Source organism: Chryseobacterium sp. IT-36CA2, from assembly GCF_949767875.1.
GTDB lineage: Bacteria > Bacteroidota > Bacteroidia > Flavobacteriales > Weeksellaceae > Chryseobacterium.
The window spans coordinates 714,852-730,166 of sequence record NZ_CATKPG010000011.1; the positions used below are offsets into that span (position 1 = coordinate 714,852).

The 15,315-nt window shown below is 33.0% G+C and carries 13 protein-coding genes; all 13 read left to right on the forward strand.

Annotated features, from left to right (window positions below; genetic code table 11):
- The 13 genes from ACM6F9_RS04085 (at position 1) to ACM6F9_RS04145 (ending at position 15,301) form a co-directional block, all read left to right on the forward strand.
- A complete protein-coding gene (locus ACM6F9_RS04085; RefSeq protein ID WP_414844522.1) occupies positions 1-2,400 on the forward strand; it encodes a GumC family protein in 2,400 nt (799 codons plus the stop codon).
- Positions 2,397-3,692 carry a nucleotide sugar dehydrogenase gene (locus tag ACM6F9_RS04090; protein WP_414844523.1) on the forward strand — a complete coding sequence of 432 codons (1,296 nt, stop codon included), beginning with the start codon at positions 2,397-2,399 and terminating at the stop codon, positions 3,690-3,692. Before ACM6F9_RS04085 ends, ACM6F9_RS04090 begins: the two co-directional genes overlap by 4 nt.
- Positions 3,693-3,698: 6 nt before the next feature.
- On the forward strand, positions 3,699-4,889 hold the full coding sequence (gene lhgO / locus ACM6F9_RS04095; protein ID WP_414844524.1) for an L-2-hydroxyglutarate oxidase: 1,191 nt from the start codon (positions 3,699-3,701) through the stop codon (positions 4,887-4,889).
- 39 nt (positions 4,890-4,928) lie between these two features.
- A complete protein-coding gene (locus ACM6F9_RS04100; RefSeq protein WP_414844525.1) occupies positions 4,929-6,056 on the forward strand; it encodes a DegT/DnrJ/EryC1/StrS family aminotransferase in 1,128 nt (375 codons plus the stop codon).
- 13 nt (positions 6,057-6,069) lie between these two features.
- Positions 6,070-6,642: an acyltransferase gene (locus ACM6F9_RS04105; RefSeq protein ID WP_414844526.1), complete on the forward strand. Its 573-nt coding sequence runs from the start codon at positions 6,070-6,072 to the stop codon at positions 6,640-6,642.
- A gap of 3 nt (positions 6,643-6,645) precedes the next feature.
- Entirely contained in the window at positions 6,646-7,662 is a 1,017-nt protein-coding gene (locus ACM6F9_RS04110; RefSeq protein ID WP_414844527.1) for a Gfo/Idh/MocA family protein, read from the forward strand.
- 163 nt (positions 7,663-7,825) lie between these two features.
- Positions 7,826-9,103, forward strand: coding sequence for a lipopolysaccharide biosynthesis protein (locus ACM6F9_RS04115; protein ID WP_414844528.1), 1,278 nt, complete (start codon positions 7,826-7,828; stop codon positions 9,101-9,103).
- Positions 9,103-10,431: a hypothetical protein gene (locus tag ACM6F9_RS04120; RefSeq protein ID WP_414844529.1), complete on the forward strand. Its 1,329-nt coding sequence runs from the start codon at positions 9,103-9,105 to the stop codon at positions 10,429-10,431. The genes ACM6F9_RS04115 and ACM6F9_RS04120 overlap by 1 nt, the downstream gene beginning before the upstream one ends.
- Positions 10,431-11,609: a glycosyltransferase family 4 protein gene (locus tag ACM6F9_RS04125; RefSeq protein WP_414844530.1), complete on the forward strand. Its 1,179-nt coding sequence runs from the start codon at positions 10,431-10,433 to the stop codon at positions 11,607-11,609. The genes ACM6F9_RS04120 and ACM6F9_RS04125 overlap by 1 nt, the downstream gene beginning before the upstream one ends.
- A 51-nt stretch (positions 11,610-11,660) precedes the next feature.
- Positions 11,661-12,833, forward strand: coding sequence for an N-acetyl sugar amidotransferase (locus tag ACM6F9_RS04130; RefSeq protein ID WP_414844531.1), 1,173 nt, complete (start codon positions 11,661-11,663; stop codon positions 12,831-12,833).
- Positions 12,830-13,444, forward strand: a complete 615-nt coding sequence (gene hisH, locus ACM6F9_RS04135) for an imidazole glycerol phosphate synthase subunit HisH (protein ID WP_414844532.1) — start codon at positions 12,830-12,832, stop codon at positions 13,442-13,444. Before ACM6F9_RS04130 ends, hisH begins: the two co-directional genes overlap by 4 nt.
- A gap of 6 nt (positions 13,445-13,450) precedes the next feature.
- The gene (locus ACM6F9_RS04140) at positions 13,451-14,212 is read left to right on the forward strand and encodes an AglZ/HisF2 family acetamidino modification protein (protein WP_414844533.1); all 762 of its coding nucleotides are present in this window, start codon (positions 13,451-13,453) and stop codon (positions 14,210-14,212) included.
- 54 nt (positions 14,213-14,266) lie between these two features.
- Positions 14,267-15,301 (forward strand): polysaccharide biosynthesis protein, encoded by a 1,035-nt coding sequence (locus tag ACM6F9_RS04145; RefSeq protein ID WP_414844534.1) that lies wholly within the window; start codon positions 14,267-14,269, stop codon positions 15,299-15,301.
- Positions 15,302-15,315 lie beyond the last annotated feature (14 nt).

Sequence of the window (15,315 nt, forward strand, 5' to 3'; positions counted from 1 at the left end):
ATGGATAACCAGCAATCTTCGCAATTTTCAGAAACAGAAAACAGCTCAAACAATATTAATATCAATGAAATCATAAAACCATTTATCCGAAGATGGCCGTGGTTTATTCTCAGTGCATTTATCGCTTTGATTATAGGATATATTTCACTGAAATTTATGGTTCCTGTATATGATGTACAGTCTACGATATTAATTAAAGATGCAAAGAATTCTTCTTCGCCAATGATGGCAAATGATTTAGGCATTTTACCCGATTTATCGGGAATTGGAGGTCTTAAGACAAACAGTATTGCTAATGAAATAGAAATTTTGAAGTCGAAAAAGATGATGCGTGAAGTTATTCTTAATCAAAACCTTCAAACTAATATTACTGCAAAAGGAAGAATTTCAACTTTAGAGCTGTATAAAGAAACTTCACCGATTGACGTAAAAGTAATTTCAGAAAAACCGAGTAAATCTCAAACAAATACAGTTAAACTTTCTCTAGATGGAGAAAAGCTTACATTAAGTTCTGAGGATCTTAAAAAAGAAATTATTACAACTTATGGAAAAACAATCAGTTTACCATATGCAAATATAATTATAACAAAAAATCTTACATTTAATCCAGCAGAAGTTAAAGGTGTAGATACAAAGAATCTTGATATTCAGATTTCTTCTGTGGAAGCTAAAGTTAACAACCTTCAAGGACCTCTTACGGTAGCATTAGTTAATAAAGAAACTACGGTTTTGAAGTTAGCTTATAAATACCCTCAGATATCAAAAGCAAAAGATATTATCAATAGTCTTGTAGTAGCTTATAATAATGATGCTATTTTAGATAAAAACTCAGAATCAAAAAAGACTCTGGATTTTATTGAGGACAGAATCAAAAAATTATCTGGAGAACTTGGTGAAGTAGAGAATCAGAAAGAAAGTTTCAAATCAAAAAATAATCTTACAGATTTAGAAACAGAAGCTAAGATTAATCTGGAAAGCTCTGCAGCAGCAAGAGCTAAACAATTGGATGTGGATGCACAGTTGGAGCTTACAAATGCATTAATTGGCTATGTTTCTAAACAAGGACAATATCAGGTTTTACCTGCAAATGTTGGATTGAATAATCCTGACGCAACCTCTGGTATTTCCACATACAACCAGCTTGTTCTACAAAGAAATAGATTGTTAGAATCTGCTACAGCAGAAAACCCAGCCGTAGTAGATGTTACAAAACAAATAAATGGAATGCGTAATTCTATTATGCAGAGCCTTCAAAGAAATAGAGTAGGTCTTGAACTTGCCAGAAATGAATATCTAGGAGAACAAAATAAAGTTTCAGGGAAGATATCAAAGCTGCCTTCTATTGAAAAAATGTTCAGAAGTATAGAAAGACAGCAACAAATTAAAGAGAATTTGTACCTGCTTTTACTTCAGAAAAGAGAAGAAACAGCTATCGGCCAATCTATTACAGCTCCAAAAGCGAAAATTATTGATGCTGCTTATGCTTCTGCAGCACCTATTTCTCCTAAAAGTAGTATTATCTTTATTGCTGCATTAGTGTTAGGATTGTTAGTGCCTTTCATTATTATTTATGTATCTCAGCTTCTAAATAATAAAATTGTTACGAAACATGATTTAGAGAAACTAGTACATGCACCTATTATAGCAGAACTTCCTAGCCTGGAAAAAGGAGATTCAGATATTGTAAAAGTAAATGATGTTACTCCTATGGCTGAAGCATTCAGAATTCTTATTACCAATATGAATTTCATGCTGCCTAAAGAGAAAAAAGGGAAAATTGTGTTTGTTACATCTACGGTAAAAGGAGAAGGGAAAACCTTTGCTTCCGTTAATTTGGCTTTAACATTAGCTAATCCTAAGAAGAAAGTAATAATTATTGGTTCCGATATTAGAAACCCACAGCTTCAAAGATATAATCCTGCCAGAAAGGGACTTACAGGACTTACAGAGTATCTTTATTCTGATCATACAAAACTTGAAGATATTGTTCATGTATCATCTTTTAATCCTCATTTGGATGTGATCTACTCAGGGATGATCCCACCTAATCCAACAGAATTATTATCCAATGGTCGTTATGAAATACTTTTGGATGAGTTGAAAGGGAAATATGATTATATCATTCTGGATACTGCTCCATTGCTTCTGGTTACAGATACATTCCTTATTGCTGATCTAGCAGATGTTACAATCTACGTATCAAGATCTAAATATACTGAAAAGACATTGCTTGACTTTGCAAATATTAATATTGATCAGAAGAAGATCAGAAATGTAGGATTTGTACTTAATGATGTAAGCAGAGAAAATCTGGGATATAGTAACAAATATGGTTATGGATACAATAATCATGTTGAGAAATCTTGGTTTGAAAAATTAAAAAATAAACTTAGTAAATGATGAAAACATATAAAATAGCAGTTATTGGGCAAGGCTATGTAGGACTTCCATTGTCATTAGAATTTGCGGCTCATTACCCTGTATTAGGATTTGATATCAACGCACAACGTGTAGAGCAGCTTAATGACGGAGAGGATATTACTTTAGAGGCAGACCTTGACAAACTGAACAGTGGTCTTGAAAGATTTAAAGAATCAAACGGAACTATAGGATACAGATCTACAAGCCAGCTTTCTGAAATTGCAGATGCTAATGTTTTTATTGTAACAGTGCCTACACCTATTGATAAATATAATGCACCGGATCTAAACCCTTTGATTTCTGCTTCAAAAATGCTGGGAGAAATTATTAAAAAAGGAGATATCATTATATATGAATCTACAGTTTTCCCTGGTTGTACAGAAGAAGAGTGTGTGCCGGTTCTTGAGAAATATTCAGGTCTGAAATTTAATGAAGACTTTTATGTAGGATATTCACCAGAGAGAATTAATCCTGGGGATAAAGTGAATACACTTACAAGTGTAAAGAAAGTAACCTCTGGTTCTACAGAAGAAATTGCAGAAGAAGTAGATAATCTTTATAAAAAAATTATTACTGCAGGTACCCATAAAGCACCAAGTATTAAAGTAGCAGAAGCTTCTAAAGCTATCGAAAATGCACAGAGAGACGTTAATATCTCTTTTGTAAACGAACTGGCTTTAATTTTTGATAGAGTGGGTATTGATACCAATGATGTATTGGAAGCTGCAGGAACAAAATATAACTTCCTGAAATATAAACCAGGATTAGTAGGAGGACACTGTATTTCAGTAGATCCTTATTATTTAGCACATAAAGCAGAACAGTTAGGATACCATCCTGATGTTATTTTATCTGGTAGACGTGTAAACGATTCTATCGCAAAATTTGTTGCTTCCAAAGTAGTAAAACTTCTTATTGCAAAAGGAGGAGTGATCAAAAATTCAGAAGCTTTAATCTTAGGGGTTACCTTTAAGGAAAACTGTCCGGATGTAAGAAACACAAAAGTGGTAGATATCTACAGAGAGCTTTCAGACTTTGGAGTAAATGTAGATATTTATGATCCTTGGGCAAGTAAAGAAGAAGTACACCATGAATATGGTATCAATATCCTTGATCAGCTTATTGAAGGGAAAAAATATGATTCTCTTATCATTGCTGTTTCCCATAATGAGTTCCTTGAGATGGATCTTAATACACTGAAAAAAGAAAATGCAGTGGTGTTTGATACCAAAGCATGCTTAGACAGAAATTTGGTTGATGCTAGACTGTAATTGAGAATGAATTATGATATTGTAATAGTTGGTGCAGGTTTAGTAGGGTTGGCAACAGCTTATCAGGCTAAACTTAAAAATCCAGATTCTAAAATTCTTATTTTAGAAAAAGAAAAAGATGTAGCATTACACCAGTCTGGACATAACAGTGGAGTAATTCATAGTGGTATATATTATAAACCAGGAAGTCTTAAAGCAACCAACTGTATAGAAGGATACAACTCAGTAATCAATTTTGCTGAAAAATATGGGATCAAATATGATCTTTGCGGTAAAATTATTGTAGCTACCTCGCAGGAAGAGCTACCTCTTCTTGATAATATTTATAAAAGAGGAATAGATAACGGTCTTCAGGATCTGAAATACCTTTCAAGAGAAGAATTCCGTGAAATTGAACCCCATTGTGAAGGAATAAAAGCGATTAAAGTACCGCAAACCGGAATCATAGACTATCCTGGAGTTGCTAAAAAGATCAAAGAACTCTTTGAAGAGCTTGGAGGAGAAGTTAAATTCAATAATGAAGTAAAAAACATTAGAAATACCGATTCTGAAGTGATTGTTACAACCAGTCAATCAGAATTCAAAGCAAAGCAATTAATTTCATGTGCGGGACTTTACTCAGATAAAATCACAAAAATGACCAATGAGAAAAATGATGTCATTATCATTCCTTTCAGAGGCGAGTATTACAAAATAAAAGATGAGAAAAAACATCTTGTAAAACACTTGATTTATCCTGTTCCTGATCCTAATTTCCCTTTCCTCGGTGTTCATTTTACAAGGATGATTGATGGAAATATTGAAGCTGGTCCTAATGCTGTTTTAGCTTTCCGAAAAGAAGGGTACAAGTTTTTTGATTTCGATTTCAATGAAACAATGCAGACCCTTACATGGCCTGGTTTCAGAAAAATTGTTGCAAAATATGGAAAAACAGGTATGGGAGAGGTTCACCGCTCTCTTTCAAAATCTGCCTTCACAAAAGCTTTACAAAAACTGATGCCCGAAATACAGGAAAGTGATCTTGTAACAGGAGGAGCCGGAGTAAGAGCACAAGCTTGTGACAGAAACGGGGCATTAATTGATGATTTTGATATCGTGAAAAACGGAAATATCATCCATGTAAGAAATGCACCTTCCCCGGCTGCAACATCTTGTTTTGCAATTGGGAACAAAATAAGTGAGCTTATACAAAAATAAAGAACCACTTTTTGTGTGATATCCAAAACAGATATAAATATGAAAATTCAAATGGTTGATCTTAAAGGTCAATATCAGAAAATAAAAACTGAAATCGATGCCGGTATTCAGGAATGTATCGATAATACAGCATTCATCAATGGTCCTGCAGTAAAAGAATTTCAGCAGGATTTTGAAAAGTACTTAGATGTAAAGCATGTAATTCCTTGTGCTAACGGCACGGACGCATTGCAGATCGCAATGATGGCTCTGGATCTGAAACCAGGTGACGAAGTACTTTGTCCGGCATTTACTTATGTAGCCACTGCAGAAGTCATTGGTCTTTTAGGATTGAAACCTGTTATGGTAGATGTGGATGAAAATACTTTTGAAATTGAGCTTAAAGGGCTGGAAAAATATATAACTTCCAATACAAAAGCCATAGTTCCGGTTCACTTATACGGACAAAGTGCTAACATGGAGAATATCCTTGAATTTGCCAAAAAACATAACCTGTTTGTCATTGAAGATAATGCTCAGGCTATTGGTTCAGATTATACCTTCTCAAATGGAACAGTAAAAAAAACAGGTACGATAGGAGATATCGGGTGTACTTCTTTTTTTCCATCAAAAAATTTAGGTTGCTATGGAGATGGAGGTGCTATAATGACCAATAATGATGATCTGGCTCTAAAAATCAGAATGATAGCAAATCATGGACAGCAAAAAAAATATCATCACAAAGTTTTGGGTTGTAACTCAAGACTGGATACCATCCAGGCAGCTGTTCTTAAAGTGAAGTTGAAGAAACTTGATGAATATTCAGAAGCCAGAAATAAAATGGCGACTTATTACGATGAAAACCTTACCGGTATATCCGAAATTCAGGTTCCGGAAAGAGCAAAAAACTCTACCCATGTTTTTCATCAATATACTCTTAGAGTGAAAAACGGAAAAAGGGATGCATTACAACAATATCTTGGTGAAAAAAATATTCCAAGTATGATTTATTATCCACTTCCGTTATATAAACAGGAGGCTTTTCAGCAGTATGTAGAAGAAGGCTTTAGTCTTCCGGTTACAGAAATACTTTGCTCAGAAGTTCTTTCGCTTCCTGTACACACAGAATTTGATCAGGAATCCTCAGATTATATTATTTCCGAGATCAAAAATTTTTTTAATCAATAATAATCAATATAATATGTCGGATTTTTTTGCACACGAAACAGCCGTTATCGATGAAGGATGTAAGATAGGAGCCGGAACTAAAATCTGGCACTTTTCACATATCATGCCAGATTGTATTTTAGGAGAAAAATGTAACATTGGTCAAAATGTAGTGATTTCCCCTAAAGTCGTTTTAGGAAAAAATGTAAAAGTTCAGAATAACGTTTCTATTTATGAGGGAGTGACATGCGATGATGACGTTTTCTTAGGCCCATCTATGGTTTTTACCAATGTGATCAATCCAAGAAGTGCTGTAAACAGGAAAAATGAATACCTGAAAACACACGTTGGAATTGGTGCCTCCATTGGAGCTAATGCAACTATCGTTTGTGGACATGATATTGGAAAATATGCATTTATCGGAGCTGGAGCTGTAGTAACAAAAGAGGTTCCTGATTACGCATTGGTGGTAGGAAATCCTGCAAGACAAATAGGATGGATGAGTGAATTCGGACATCGTCTTAATTTCAATGAAGAAGGTATCGCTGTATGTGAAGAAAGCGGAGAACAATATAAACTTGATAATAATAAAGTTTCAAAAATTTAAAAAATGCAAATAGCTGAAAAAATAAAATTTGCAGTAGTAGGCTGCGGGCATATCGGGAAAAGACATGCCGAAATGATCTCAAGAAATGAGGAATGTGAGCTTGTAGCTCTAATCGATGTAAAAGATAAATCTGTTTTAGGAATTGAAAGCTATGATGTTCCTTTCTTTGCATCTTTGGATGAGTTTTTGAAATCCGGAATTGAAGTAGATGTTATCAATATTGCTTCTCCAAACGGATTCCACTTTGAACAGTCTTATAAAGCAATTGATGCCGGAAAACATATTGTTGTAGAAAAGCCAATGGCTTTGAACAAACAGGATGCTGAAAAACTTATTTTCCAGGCACTGCACAAGCATAAACAAGTTTTTGCTGTAATGCAAAACCGCTATTCTCCACCTTCGGCATGGGTAAAAGAGATGGTAGAAAGCGGAAAATTAGGCGAAATATATATGGTTCAGCTTAATTGCTATTGGAATCGTGATGAAAGATATTATAAACCAGAATCATGGCACGGAAAGCTTGAGCTGGATGGAGGAACACTGTTCACACAGTTCTCTCACTTTATCGATATCATGTACTGGCTATTTGGTGATATCACTAATATTAAAGGAAAGTTTGCAGATTTTAATCATAAAGATCTTACTGATTTTGAAGACTCAGGCTTTATTAGCTTTGATTTTGTAAATGGAGGAATGGGAGCTTTAAATTATTCTACTTCTGTATGGAATCAGAATCTTGAAAGTTCAATGACAATCATTGCCGAAAATGGAGCTGTCAAAATTGGAGGACAATATATGGATAAAGTAGAGGTATGTAATGTTAAAGATTATGTAATGCCGGAACTTCCTCCTACAAACCCAGGAAATGACTATGGTGCCTATAAAGGTTCTGCAGCCAATCACCACTATATCATCGAAAATGTGGTAGATGTACTGAAAGGAAGAAATACTATTACAACCAACGCTTTGGAAGGATTGAAAGTAGTAGATATTATTGAGAAAATATATGCTCTTAAATAATTAAAGCAATTTTTTTCAAAAGGTTTTAGTTTCTATATAAGTGAGATTAAATTATTCAATACATTATTGATCGTTTCATTATCTTACCAACGGCAGACATAAACTAGCTGAAAAATTCAATGGAATTGACAAAAAATATGAATGAAAAATTATTTAAATAATTTTGGATTTTAGAGGTATCATAAATAGAGTAAAATCTAATTCGTTCTTTAGGAATGTTGCAATATTGGCTAGTGGTACCATTATTAGTCAGATTATTGTCATTGCTTTTTCTCCATTGCTTTCCAGACTTTATTCTGTGGAAGCATTTGGATTACTTTCTCTTTTTACGAGTTATATGGTAATCTCTGGAGTAGTTTCTACAGGGAGATTTGAACTGGCAATAGGGCTTCCTGAAAAAGACAGTGAGGCCAAAAAGTTATTTCAACTTATATTGTTCATTGGCTTTTTTGTCTCGTTAATATATTTAGGAATAATAATTATTTTAAAGGAGTTTTTTAAAGACCGGTTAGAATTGCAGATTCTTAATTACTGGTGGATTTATCTGGCTCCTCTTTATATATTTTTTATTGCTGTTTTTTCTGCTTCAGTTTATTGGTTGCAAAGGAAAAAAGAATATAAAAAAATAACATTTGCCAATGCGCTTCAGGTTATCATTACGACAATTTGTAGTGTAGCTTTAGGTTTTATGAAATTAGGTGAAGGAATGATATTTGCCTTGATTTTAGGAATAATTATTTCCAGTTTTTATATCATTTATTCAGAGCCGGAGTTAAAGAAAGGAATTTTTGTATTTAAAGATATCAAGAGAGTAGGTAAAGAATATATTTCTTTCCCTAGATATATGCTTTTTTCTGATTTGTCATTAACTGCCAGTCAGCAATTTATACCTATTTTATTCTCTATAATATATAGTACTACTATTGTAGGATTTTTCTCAATGGCCAATAGAATGTTGAGGCTTCCTAATATCGTTATTACTACAGCTATAGGAAATGTTTTTAGGAATGATGCGATAGATGAAATTAGAAAAAACGGAAATTGTATAGATCTGTATAAATCTACATTCAAAAAATTGGTTATTATGTCATTACCAATATACCTTTTTCTGTTTATCGTTTCACCGTATCTGTTTGTAGTAGTATTTGGAGAAAAATGGTATGAAGCAGGAATGTTTGCTAGAATTTTATCTGTTTTATTGCTCGTGGAATTTATTGCTACACCATTGAATGTTCTATTCAATATCAGAGAAAGACAAAAGATACTTATGAGGCTTCAGTTTTTGAATGCAGTTATAGGAGGAATTATGATTTTTTTAGGGTTTAAGATTTTTAATAATGCTTCAGCATCCTTGATTTTATTCACTATAAACGCTTTAATTTTTAATATTATTTTTATAGCATTATCTTATAGGATCGCAAGACAAAAAATTTCAAATTAATGAATGTAAAAAATATAAATTTTGAATCCAGATATAAACTAATTATTTCCTCTTTGATATTAAGTATCTTGGTGGGAATTGGTTATTTTTCCTACCTAGTGCCTACTTGGGGGTATTTTGGTTTGGAGAGTGATGAGCCAACACTGGAGATCTGGAGTTTTTATATTATTTTCGCGACGCTCCCCTCATTATTCATACCAAAGGAAATCACAAGACCAAGTATGTTTGGAGTATGGATACTTTATGTATTTACATATATACCAATGATCACCGGAACTTTTTTTGATAAACAGATCATTTTTAATGACAAAATTACAATTTCTTTCTGCTATTGTCTAGGTTTTTGGGGATTATGTAGCTTCTATAAAATTAAACTTTTCAAATCTAAGCCATTTAATGTACCCTATCGTCTGTTCTGGACACTTTACTATTTTTTAGTATTTACCATGTTGGCTTATATTGTTTTTTTATATCGTGATAATTTAACGTTTGTTAATATTCTTGCTTCTGAAGAGGTGTATCAGACTCGTTTCGCTGGACAGGAGATTCAGGAACAGTCTGCTTTTGCAGGGCATATTATATTATGGCTTAGTAATGCATTTTTTCCCTTTATTTTATGTATAGGTTTCATTGAAAATGATAAGATAAAGAAGATAATAGGTATTTCAGGTTTGGTCATTTTATATATGACTATGGCTAATAAACAGTACATCTTCTCTATTGTATTTATATACTTAATTTTCAAATTATTTTCATCAACAAACAACAGAGCGAAGATTTTTAGATTTTTTAAATTTATAATAATTCCTACAATCGTTCTTCTATTTTGTAATGAATTTGTTGATATTCCATTCGTCAATGATGTGGTTTTTGCTCTTTCAGGAATTTTTCTGTTTAGAACTTTGTATACAAGTACGTTGATGACTGTTTATTATAATGTTTTTTTAGAGAATCATCCATATACTTATTTTAGCCATATTTCAATCATCAATAAATTTGTAGAATATCCTTATCAGGACCAATTGGGAATAGAAGTAGGAACTTATTTTATAGATATTGATAAATTTAATGCAAATGCTAATTTCTTCATCACAGATGGCTTGTCTTCTATTGGGCTTCCCGGAATTATTCTTATTGGGTTTTTCTGTTCGTTCATATTTTATCTATTTGATTCATTTTCTTTGAATACTAACAAGTTACTCGGTATATTACTTATAAGTGTGGCTTGTGTTGTGTTAATGAATGTATCTCTTTTTACAACCTTAGTTTCAGGAGGTCTGCTGTTCTTTATGCTCCTACTTAATAACAACAACATAATTAAAAAATAATGAAGATCTTAATGCTCTGTGAGCTATACATAGAAAATTTAGAATATCAGGAAAATCTTTTAGTAAAGTATTATCGAAAACATGGGCATGAGGTGACAGTAATTACTTCAACTTATGAAAATGTATTTGATTATTATAACAATATTCATGATAATTCTAAACCCAAAAGAATCTATTATGATCATGGAGCAAAAATTATAAAGCTTCCTTTTAAATTTAATTTATTAGGTAAAATAAAAAAATATACTGATATTACAGATATTGTTGAAGACTTCAAACCTGATTTGCTATATATTCATGATATTATGCCCAATATGTTTGAAATGTTAAAATATAAGAAGAAGAATCCCCATGTTAAAATGATTATGGACTATCATTGTGATTATTCTAATTCTGCTAATAATTGGCTGTCTCTCAGTATTTTGCATAAAATCATTAGAAAACGCTTGTATATGGATCCTATCCGCAAGCATATATCGAAATTTTATCCTATAGTTCCTGGTAGTACAAAATTTTTGAACGAAGTATATCAGATTCCTGAAAAAGAAATGGAAGTTTTGCCTTTGGGAGCAGATATTGATCGCGTAAAAGAAATTAAAGCTTCAGGAAAAAGAAAGGAAATAAGAGAAAGGTTGGGAATCACAGATGAAAATATAGTGATATTTTCGGGAGGTAAGTTCACACCTGCAAAAAAAATAGATCTGTTACTTCAGGCATTTAATGAAATTAATGATCCTAACGTTCATCTCATTATTGTTGGTGATGCAGATCAGTATAATAAAGAGTATAAAGAAATATTGCTAACTTTATCACAGAACAACCCAAATATTCATTATGTAGGATGGTTGGATAATGGGGGAGTTTATGAACATTTGTCCGCGGCAGATCTTGCAGTTTTTCCTGCAAGTCAATCTATTGTCTGGCAGCAGGCAATAGCTTCAGGCTTAGCATTAATTGTAGGGGATACAGGTGAACAGTCTATACAATATCTTAATGAATTTAATGCAATAACAGAATTGAAAAAAGACGAAATAAATTCTGAAAATATTAAAAAAAGCATTGAAGAAATTATTTATAAAAAAGATGAACTGGAGAACAGAAAAGCATTAGCAGCGAAAACCGCTTCAAAATATCTTGATTGGGATCATCTTATTAATAAAACGTTATCACATTTTTAGAATAACATAAACACAGAAGTTGAAATTTAATGATAATTTTGATTTAAACTTATGAACAAAAACCAAAATAGCATAGGGATGAAAGAAGACAGAAAATATCAGATCTGTACCAAAACAATTATGGATACTTCAGATCCTAATATTGTTTTTAATGAGAAAGGAGAGAGTGATTATTATATTAACTATACAGAAAGTATTTTACCAACCTGGCATACGGATGAAAGGGGGCTCAAAGAACTTGAACAGGAGGCTGAGAAGATAAAAAAAGATGGTAAGAATAGAGACTTTGACTGTATTATAGGACTTAGCGGGGGACTTGACAGCTCATATGCAGCCTATGTAGCGAAAGAAATAATGGGACTTAGACCTCTTATCTTTCACGTAGACGCTGGCTGGAATACAGACCGAGCAGTAAGTAATATTGAAAAATTAGTTAATGGACTTAATTTGGATTTATATACAGAGGTAATCAATTGGGAAGAAATGAAAGACCTTCAGGTTGCCTTCCTGAAATCACAGATTGCAGATCAGGATATGCCTCAGGATATTGCTTTCTTTTCAGGGCTTTATAAATTCGCAAAAAAGAATAAAATTAAATACGTTCTTACTGGAGGAAATTTCTCAACAGAATGTTGTAGAGAACCCGAAGAATGGGGAGCTTACCCAGGGATAGACAAAACTTTAATCATGGATATCCATAAAAAATTCGGGAAAAGAGATCTTAAATCTTTTCCTATAGTAGATATCATGAGCTATAAACTTTACTATAAGTATGTCTTAGGAATGCAGGTTTATAAACCATTAAACTGTCTGCCTTATATTAAAAATGATGTAGAAAAATTGTTGCTTGACAAGTATGGTTGGGAGAGTTTCCAGCATAAACACCACGAGTCAAGATTTACAAGGTTTTTCGAAGATTATTGGCTACCTAGAAAATTCGGATATCAAAAAAGAAGAGCTCATTTTTCGAGTTTAGTTCTGACAGGGCAGATGACAAGAGAAGAAGCATTAGATAGAGTGTCAAGACCAGAACTATCTGAAGAGTTTTTACAGAAAGAGTTTGAATATGTAGCTCATAAATTAGACCTTACTACGGACGAACTTCAGAAGTTATTTGAAGGTGAAAATAAAACCTATCATGATTATAAGAATAAAAGATCACTTATAGGAATTGGTGCACAGACTATGAGAAAACTTGGTCTTGAAAAAAGATTATTCAGATGATAACAATTATTGATTACGGTGTTGGAAATATCAATGCCTTCGTTAATGTATATAAAAGAGTGGATGTTCCCGTGAAGATTGCAAAAACAAAAGATGATCTTGAAGGAGCGGAAAAACTTATCCTTCCGGGTGTTGGTCACTTTGACCATGCAATGACCCAGTTGAACAATTCAGGAATGAGAGATAAACTGGACGAACTTGTATTAGGGCAGAAAGTCCCTGTTATTGGTATCTGTGTAGGAATGCAGATGATGGCTAATAACAGCGATGAAGGAAAACTCGATGGTTTGAAGTGGATAGATGCTACTGTTAAAAAATTCGATGAAACAAAAATTCATCAGGTAACCAGACTTCCACACATGGGCTGGAATGATGTAAAGCCGGTAAAAGATATTGAATTATTTAAAGGTCTAGAAAACAACTCCATTTTTTATTTTCTTCATACCTACTATTTTCACTGTAATAATCAGGAGGATATTATGGCAATTACAGATTATGGTGGAGAATTTGCATCAGCAGCTCACCATGAAAATAAATATGGAATACAGTTTCATCCAGAGAAAAGCCACCATTATGGTGAAATCTTATTACACAACTTTGCAAAACTTTAAATATACATGCTAAGGCCAAGAATTATACCGAGTCTTCTGATCCAGGATAACGGACTTGTAAAAACTGTTAATTTCAAAAATCCCAAATATGTGGGAGACCCTATCAATGCGGTAAGAATTTTTAATGAAAAAGAAGTTGACGAACTTGCCATTTTTGATATTGATGCTACAGCAAAAGGTTTGGAACCCAATTACAGTTTAATAGAAAGAATTGCTAATCAATCCAGAATGCCTTTATGTTATGGAGGAGGAGTAAAGACTTTAGAACAAGCTCAGAGAATTTTTGGATTGGGAATTGAAAAGATTGCATTATCCTCCGCTGTACTCCAAAATCCGAAACTGATTACAGAGATTGCAGAAAGAGTTGGTTCACAAAGCGTAATCGTTGTTTTAGACGTTAAGAAAAAGCTTTTTGGGGGATATGAAGTATATACCCATAATGGAAAAAAGGCTACAGGAATCAATCCTTTTAAATTTGTTGAGGAAGCACAGAAACTGGGTGCTGGAGAAATTGTTATCAATTCAATAGATCAGGATGGTGTGATGAAGGGATATGATATGAGCCTTATAGATAAAGTAAGAGAAAAAATATCACTTCCCCTTACTGTTTTGGGAGGAGCAGGTACTTTGAATGATATTAAGCAGGTAATCGATAAGCACGGGATTATAGGTGTTGCTGCAGGAAGCCTTTTTGTATTCAAAGGAGTTTACAAAGCCGTTTTAATAAATTATCCTACTTTTGAAGAGAAGGAAAAACTAATAAAATAATAATAGAAGATTTTACCCTGTTTAGAGTAAATAAACCATATACAACAAAAACACATGCAAATAAAAGATAAAGTACTTCTTATCACCGGAGGAACAGGTTCATTTGGAACTGCTGTTTTAAGAAAGTTTATAAATACAGAGCATTTTAAAGAAATTCGAATCTTTTCCCGTGATGAAAAGAAGCAGGATGATATGAGAAACCAGTTTAAAAATGATAAACTGAAATTTTATATTGGTGATGTAAGAGATTATAAAAGTCTAGAGCCTGCTATGAGAGGAGTAGACTATGTTTTTCATGCTGCAGCGCTAAAACAAGTACCATCTTGTGAGTTTTTTCCAATGCAGGCTGTGAAAACAAATGTAGAAGGAACTCAAAACGTAATAGATGCAGCTGCTCAAAATAAAGTAAAAAAAGTAATCTGCCTTAGCACTGATAAAGCTGCATATCCTATTAACGCTATGGGTATTTCCAAAGCAATGATGGAAAAAGTAGCAGTTGCAGCTTCCAGAAATCTGGTAGAAACTGTTGTATGTCTTACAAGATATGGAAATGTAATGGCATCCAGAGGTTCTGTAATTCCATTGTTTATAAAACAAATCAAAAATGAGGAACCTATTACAATAACAGATCCGAATATGACAAGATTTTTAATGTCATTGGAAGAAGCTGTTGATCTGGTACTATTTGCTTTTGAACATGGAAATCCTGGTGATTTATTTGTTAATAAAGCTCCTGCAGGAACTATTGGAGATCTTGCTGTCGCTTTAAAGGAAATGTTTAAATCAGACAATCCTATAAAAATTATTGGTACAAGACATGGAGAGAAGCTTTATGAAACTCTTTGTACACGCGAGGAAATGATTAAGGCAGAAGATATGGGAGATTTCTACAGAATTCCTGCAGATAACAGAGACCTTAATTATGCCCAGTATTTCTCTGAAGGAGTAGAAGATATCTCTAAAATTGAAGATTATCATTCCCATAATACAGAACAGCAGGATGTAGAAGGAATGAAAAAATTATTATTAAAACTTCCATTAATCAGGAAAGAAGTTTTGGGAGAAGATATCATGCAATACCCGGATTAATATATTCTAATTTA

What these genes read in the sequence shown, in the direction of transcription:
- ACM6F9_RS04085 (WP_414844522.1), top strand. Translation starts at nt 1, where the DNA reads ATGGATAACCAGCAATCTTCGCAATTTTCAGAAACAGAAAACAGCTCA.
- ACM6F9_RS04090 (WP_414844523.1), top strand. Translation starts at nt 2,397, where the DNA reads ATGATGAAAACATATAAAATAGCAGTTATTGGGCAAGGCTATGTAGGA.
- lhgO (WP_414844524.1), top strand. Translation starts at nt 3,699, where the DNA reads ATGAATTATGATATTGTAATAGTTGGTGCAGGTTTAGTAGGGTTGGCA.
- ACM6F9_RS04100 (WP_414844525.1), top strand. Translation starts at nt 4,929, where the DNA reads ATGAAAATTCAAATGGTTGATCTTAAAGGTCAATATCAGAAAATAAAA.
- ACM6F9_RS04105 (WP_414844526.1), top strand. Translation starts at nt 6,070, where the DNA reads ATGTCGGATTTTTTTGCACACGAAACAGCCGTTATCGATGAAGGATGT.
- ACM6F9_RS04110 (WP_414844527.1), top strand. Translation starts at nt 6,646, where the DNA reads ATGCAAATAGCTGAAAAAATAAAATTTGCAGTAGTAGGCTGCGGGCAT.
- ACM6F9_RS04120 (WP_414844529.1), top strand. Translation starts at nt 9,103, where the DNA reads ATGAATGTAAAAAATATAAATTTTGAATCCAGATATAAACTAATTATT.
- ACM6F9_RS04125 (WP_414844530.1), top strand. Translation starts at nt 10,431, where the DNA reads ATGAAGATCTTAATGCTCTGTGAGCTATACATAGAAAATTTAGAATAT.
- ACM6F9_RS04130 (WP_414844531.1), top strand. Translation starts at nt 11,661, where the DNA reads ATGAACAAAAACCAAAATAGCATAGGGATGAAAGAAGACAGAAAATAT.
- hisH (WP_414844532.1), top strand. Translation starts at nt 12,830, where the DNA reads ATGATAACAATTATTGATTACGGTGTTGGAAATATCAATGCCTTCGTT.
- ACM6F9_RS04140 (WP_414844533.1), top strand. Translation starts at nt 13,451, where the DNA reads ATGCTAAGGCCAAGAATTATACCGAGTCTTCTGATCCAGGATAACGGA.
- ACM6F9_RS04145 (WP_414844534.1), top strand. Translation starts at nt 14,267, where the DNA reads ATGCAAATAAAAGATAAAGTACTTCTTATCACCGGAGGAACAGGTTCA.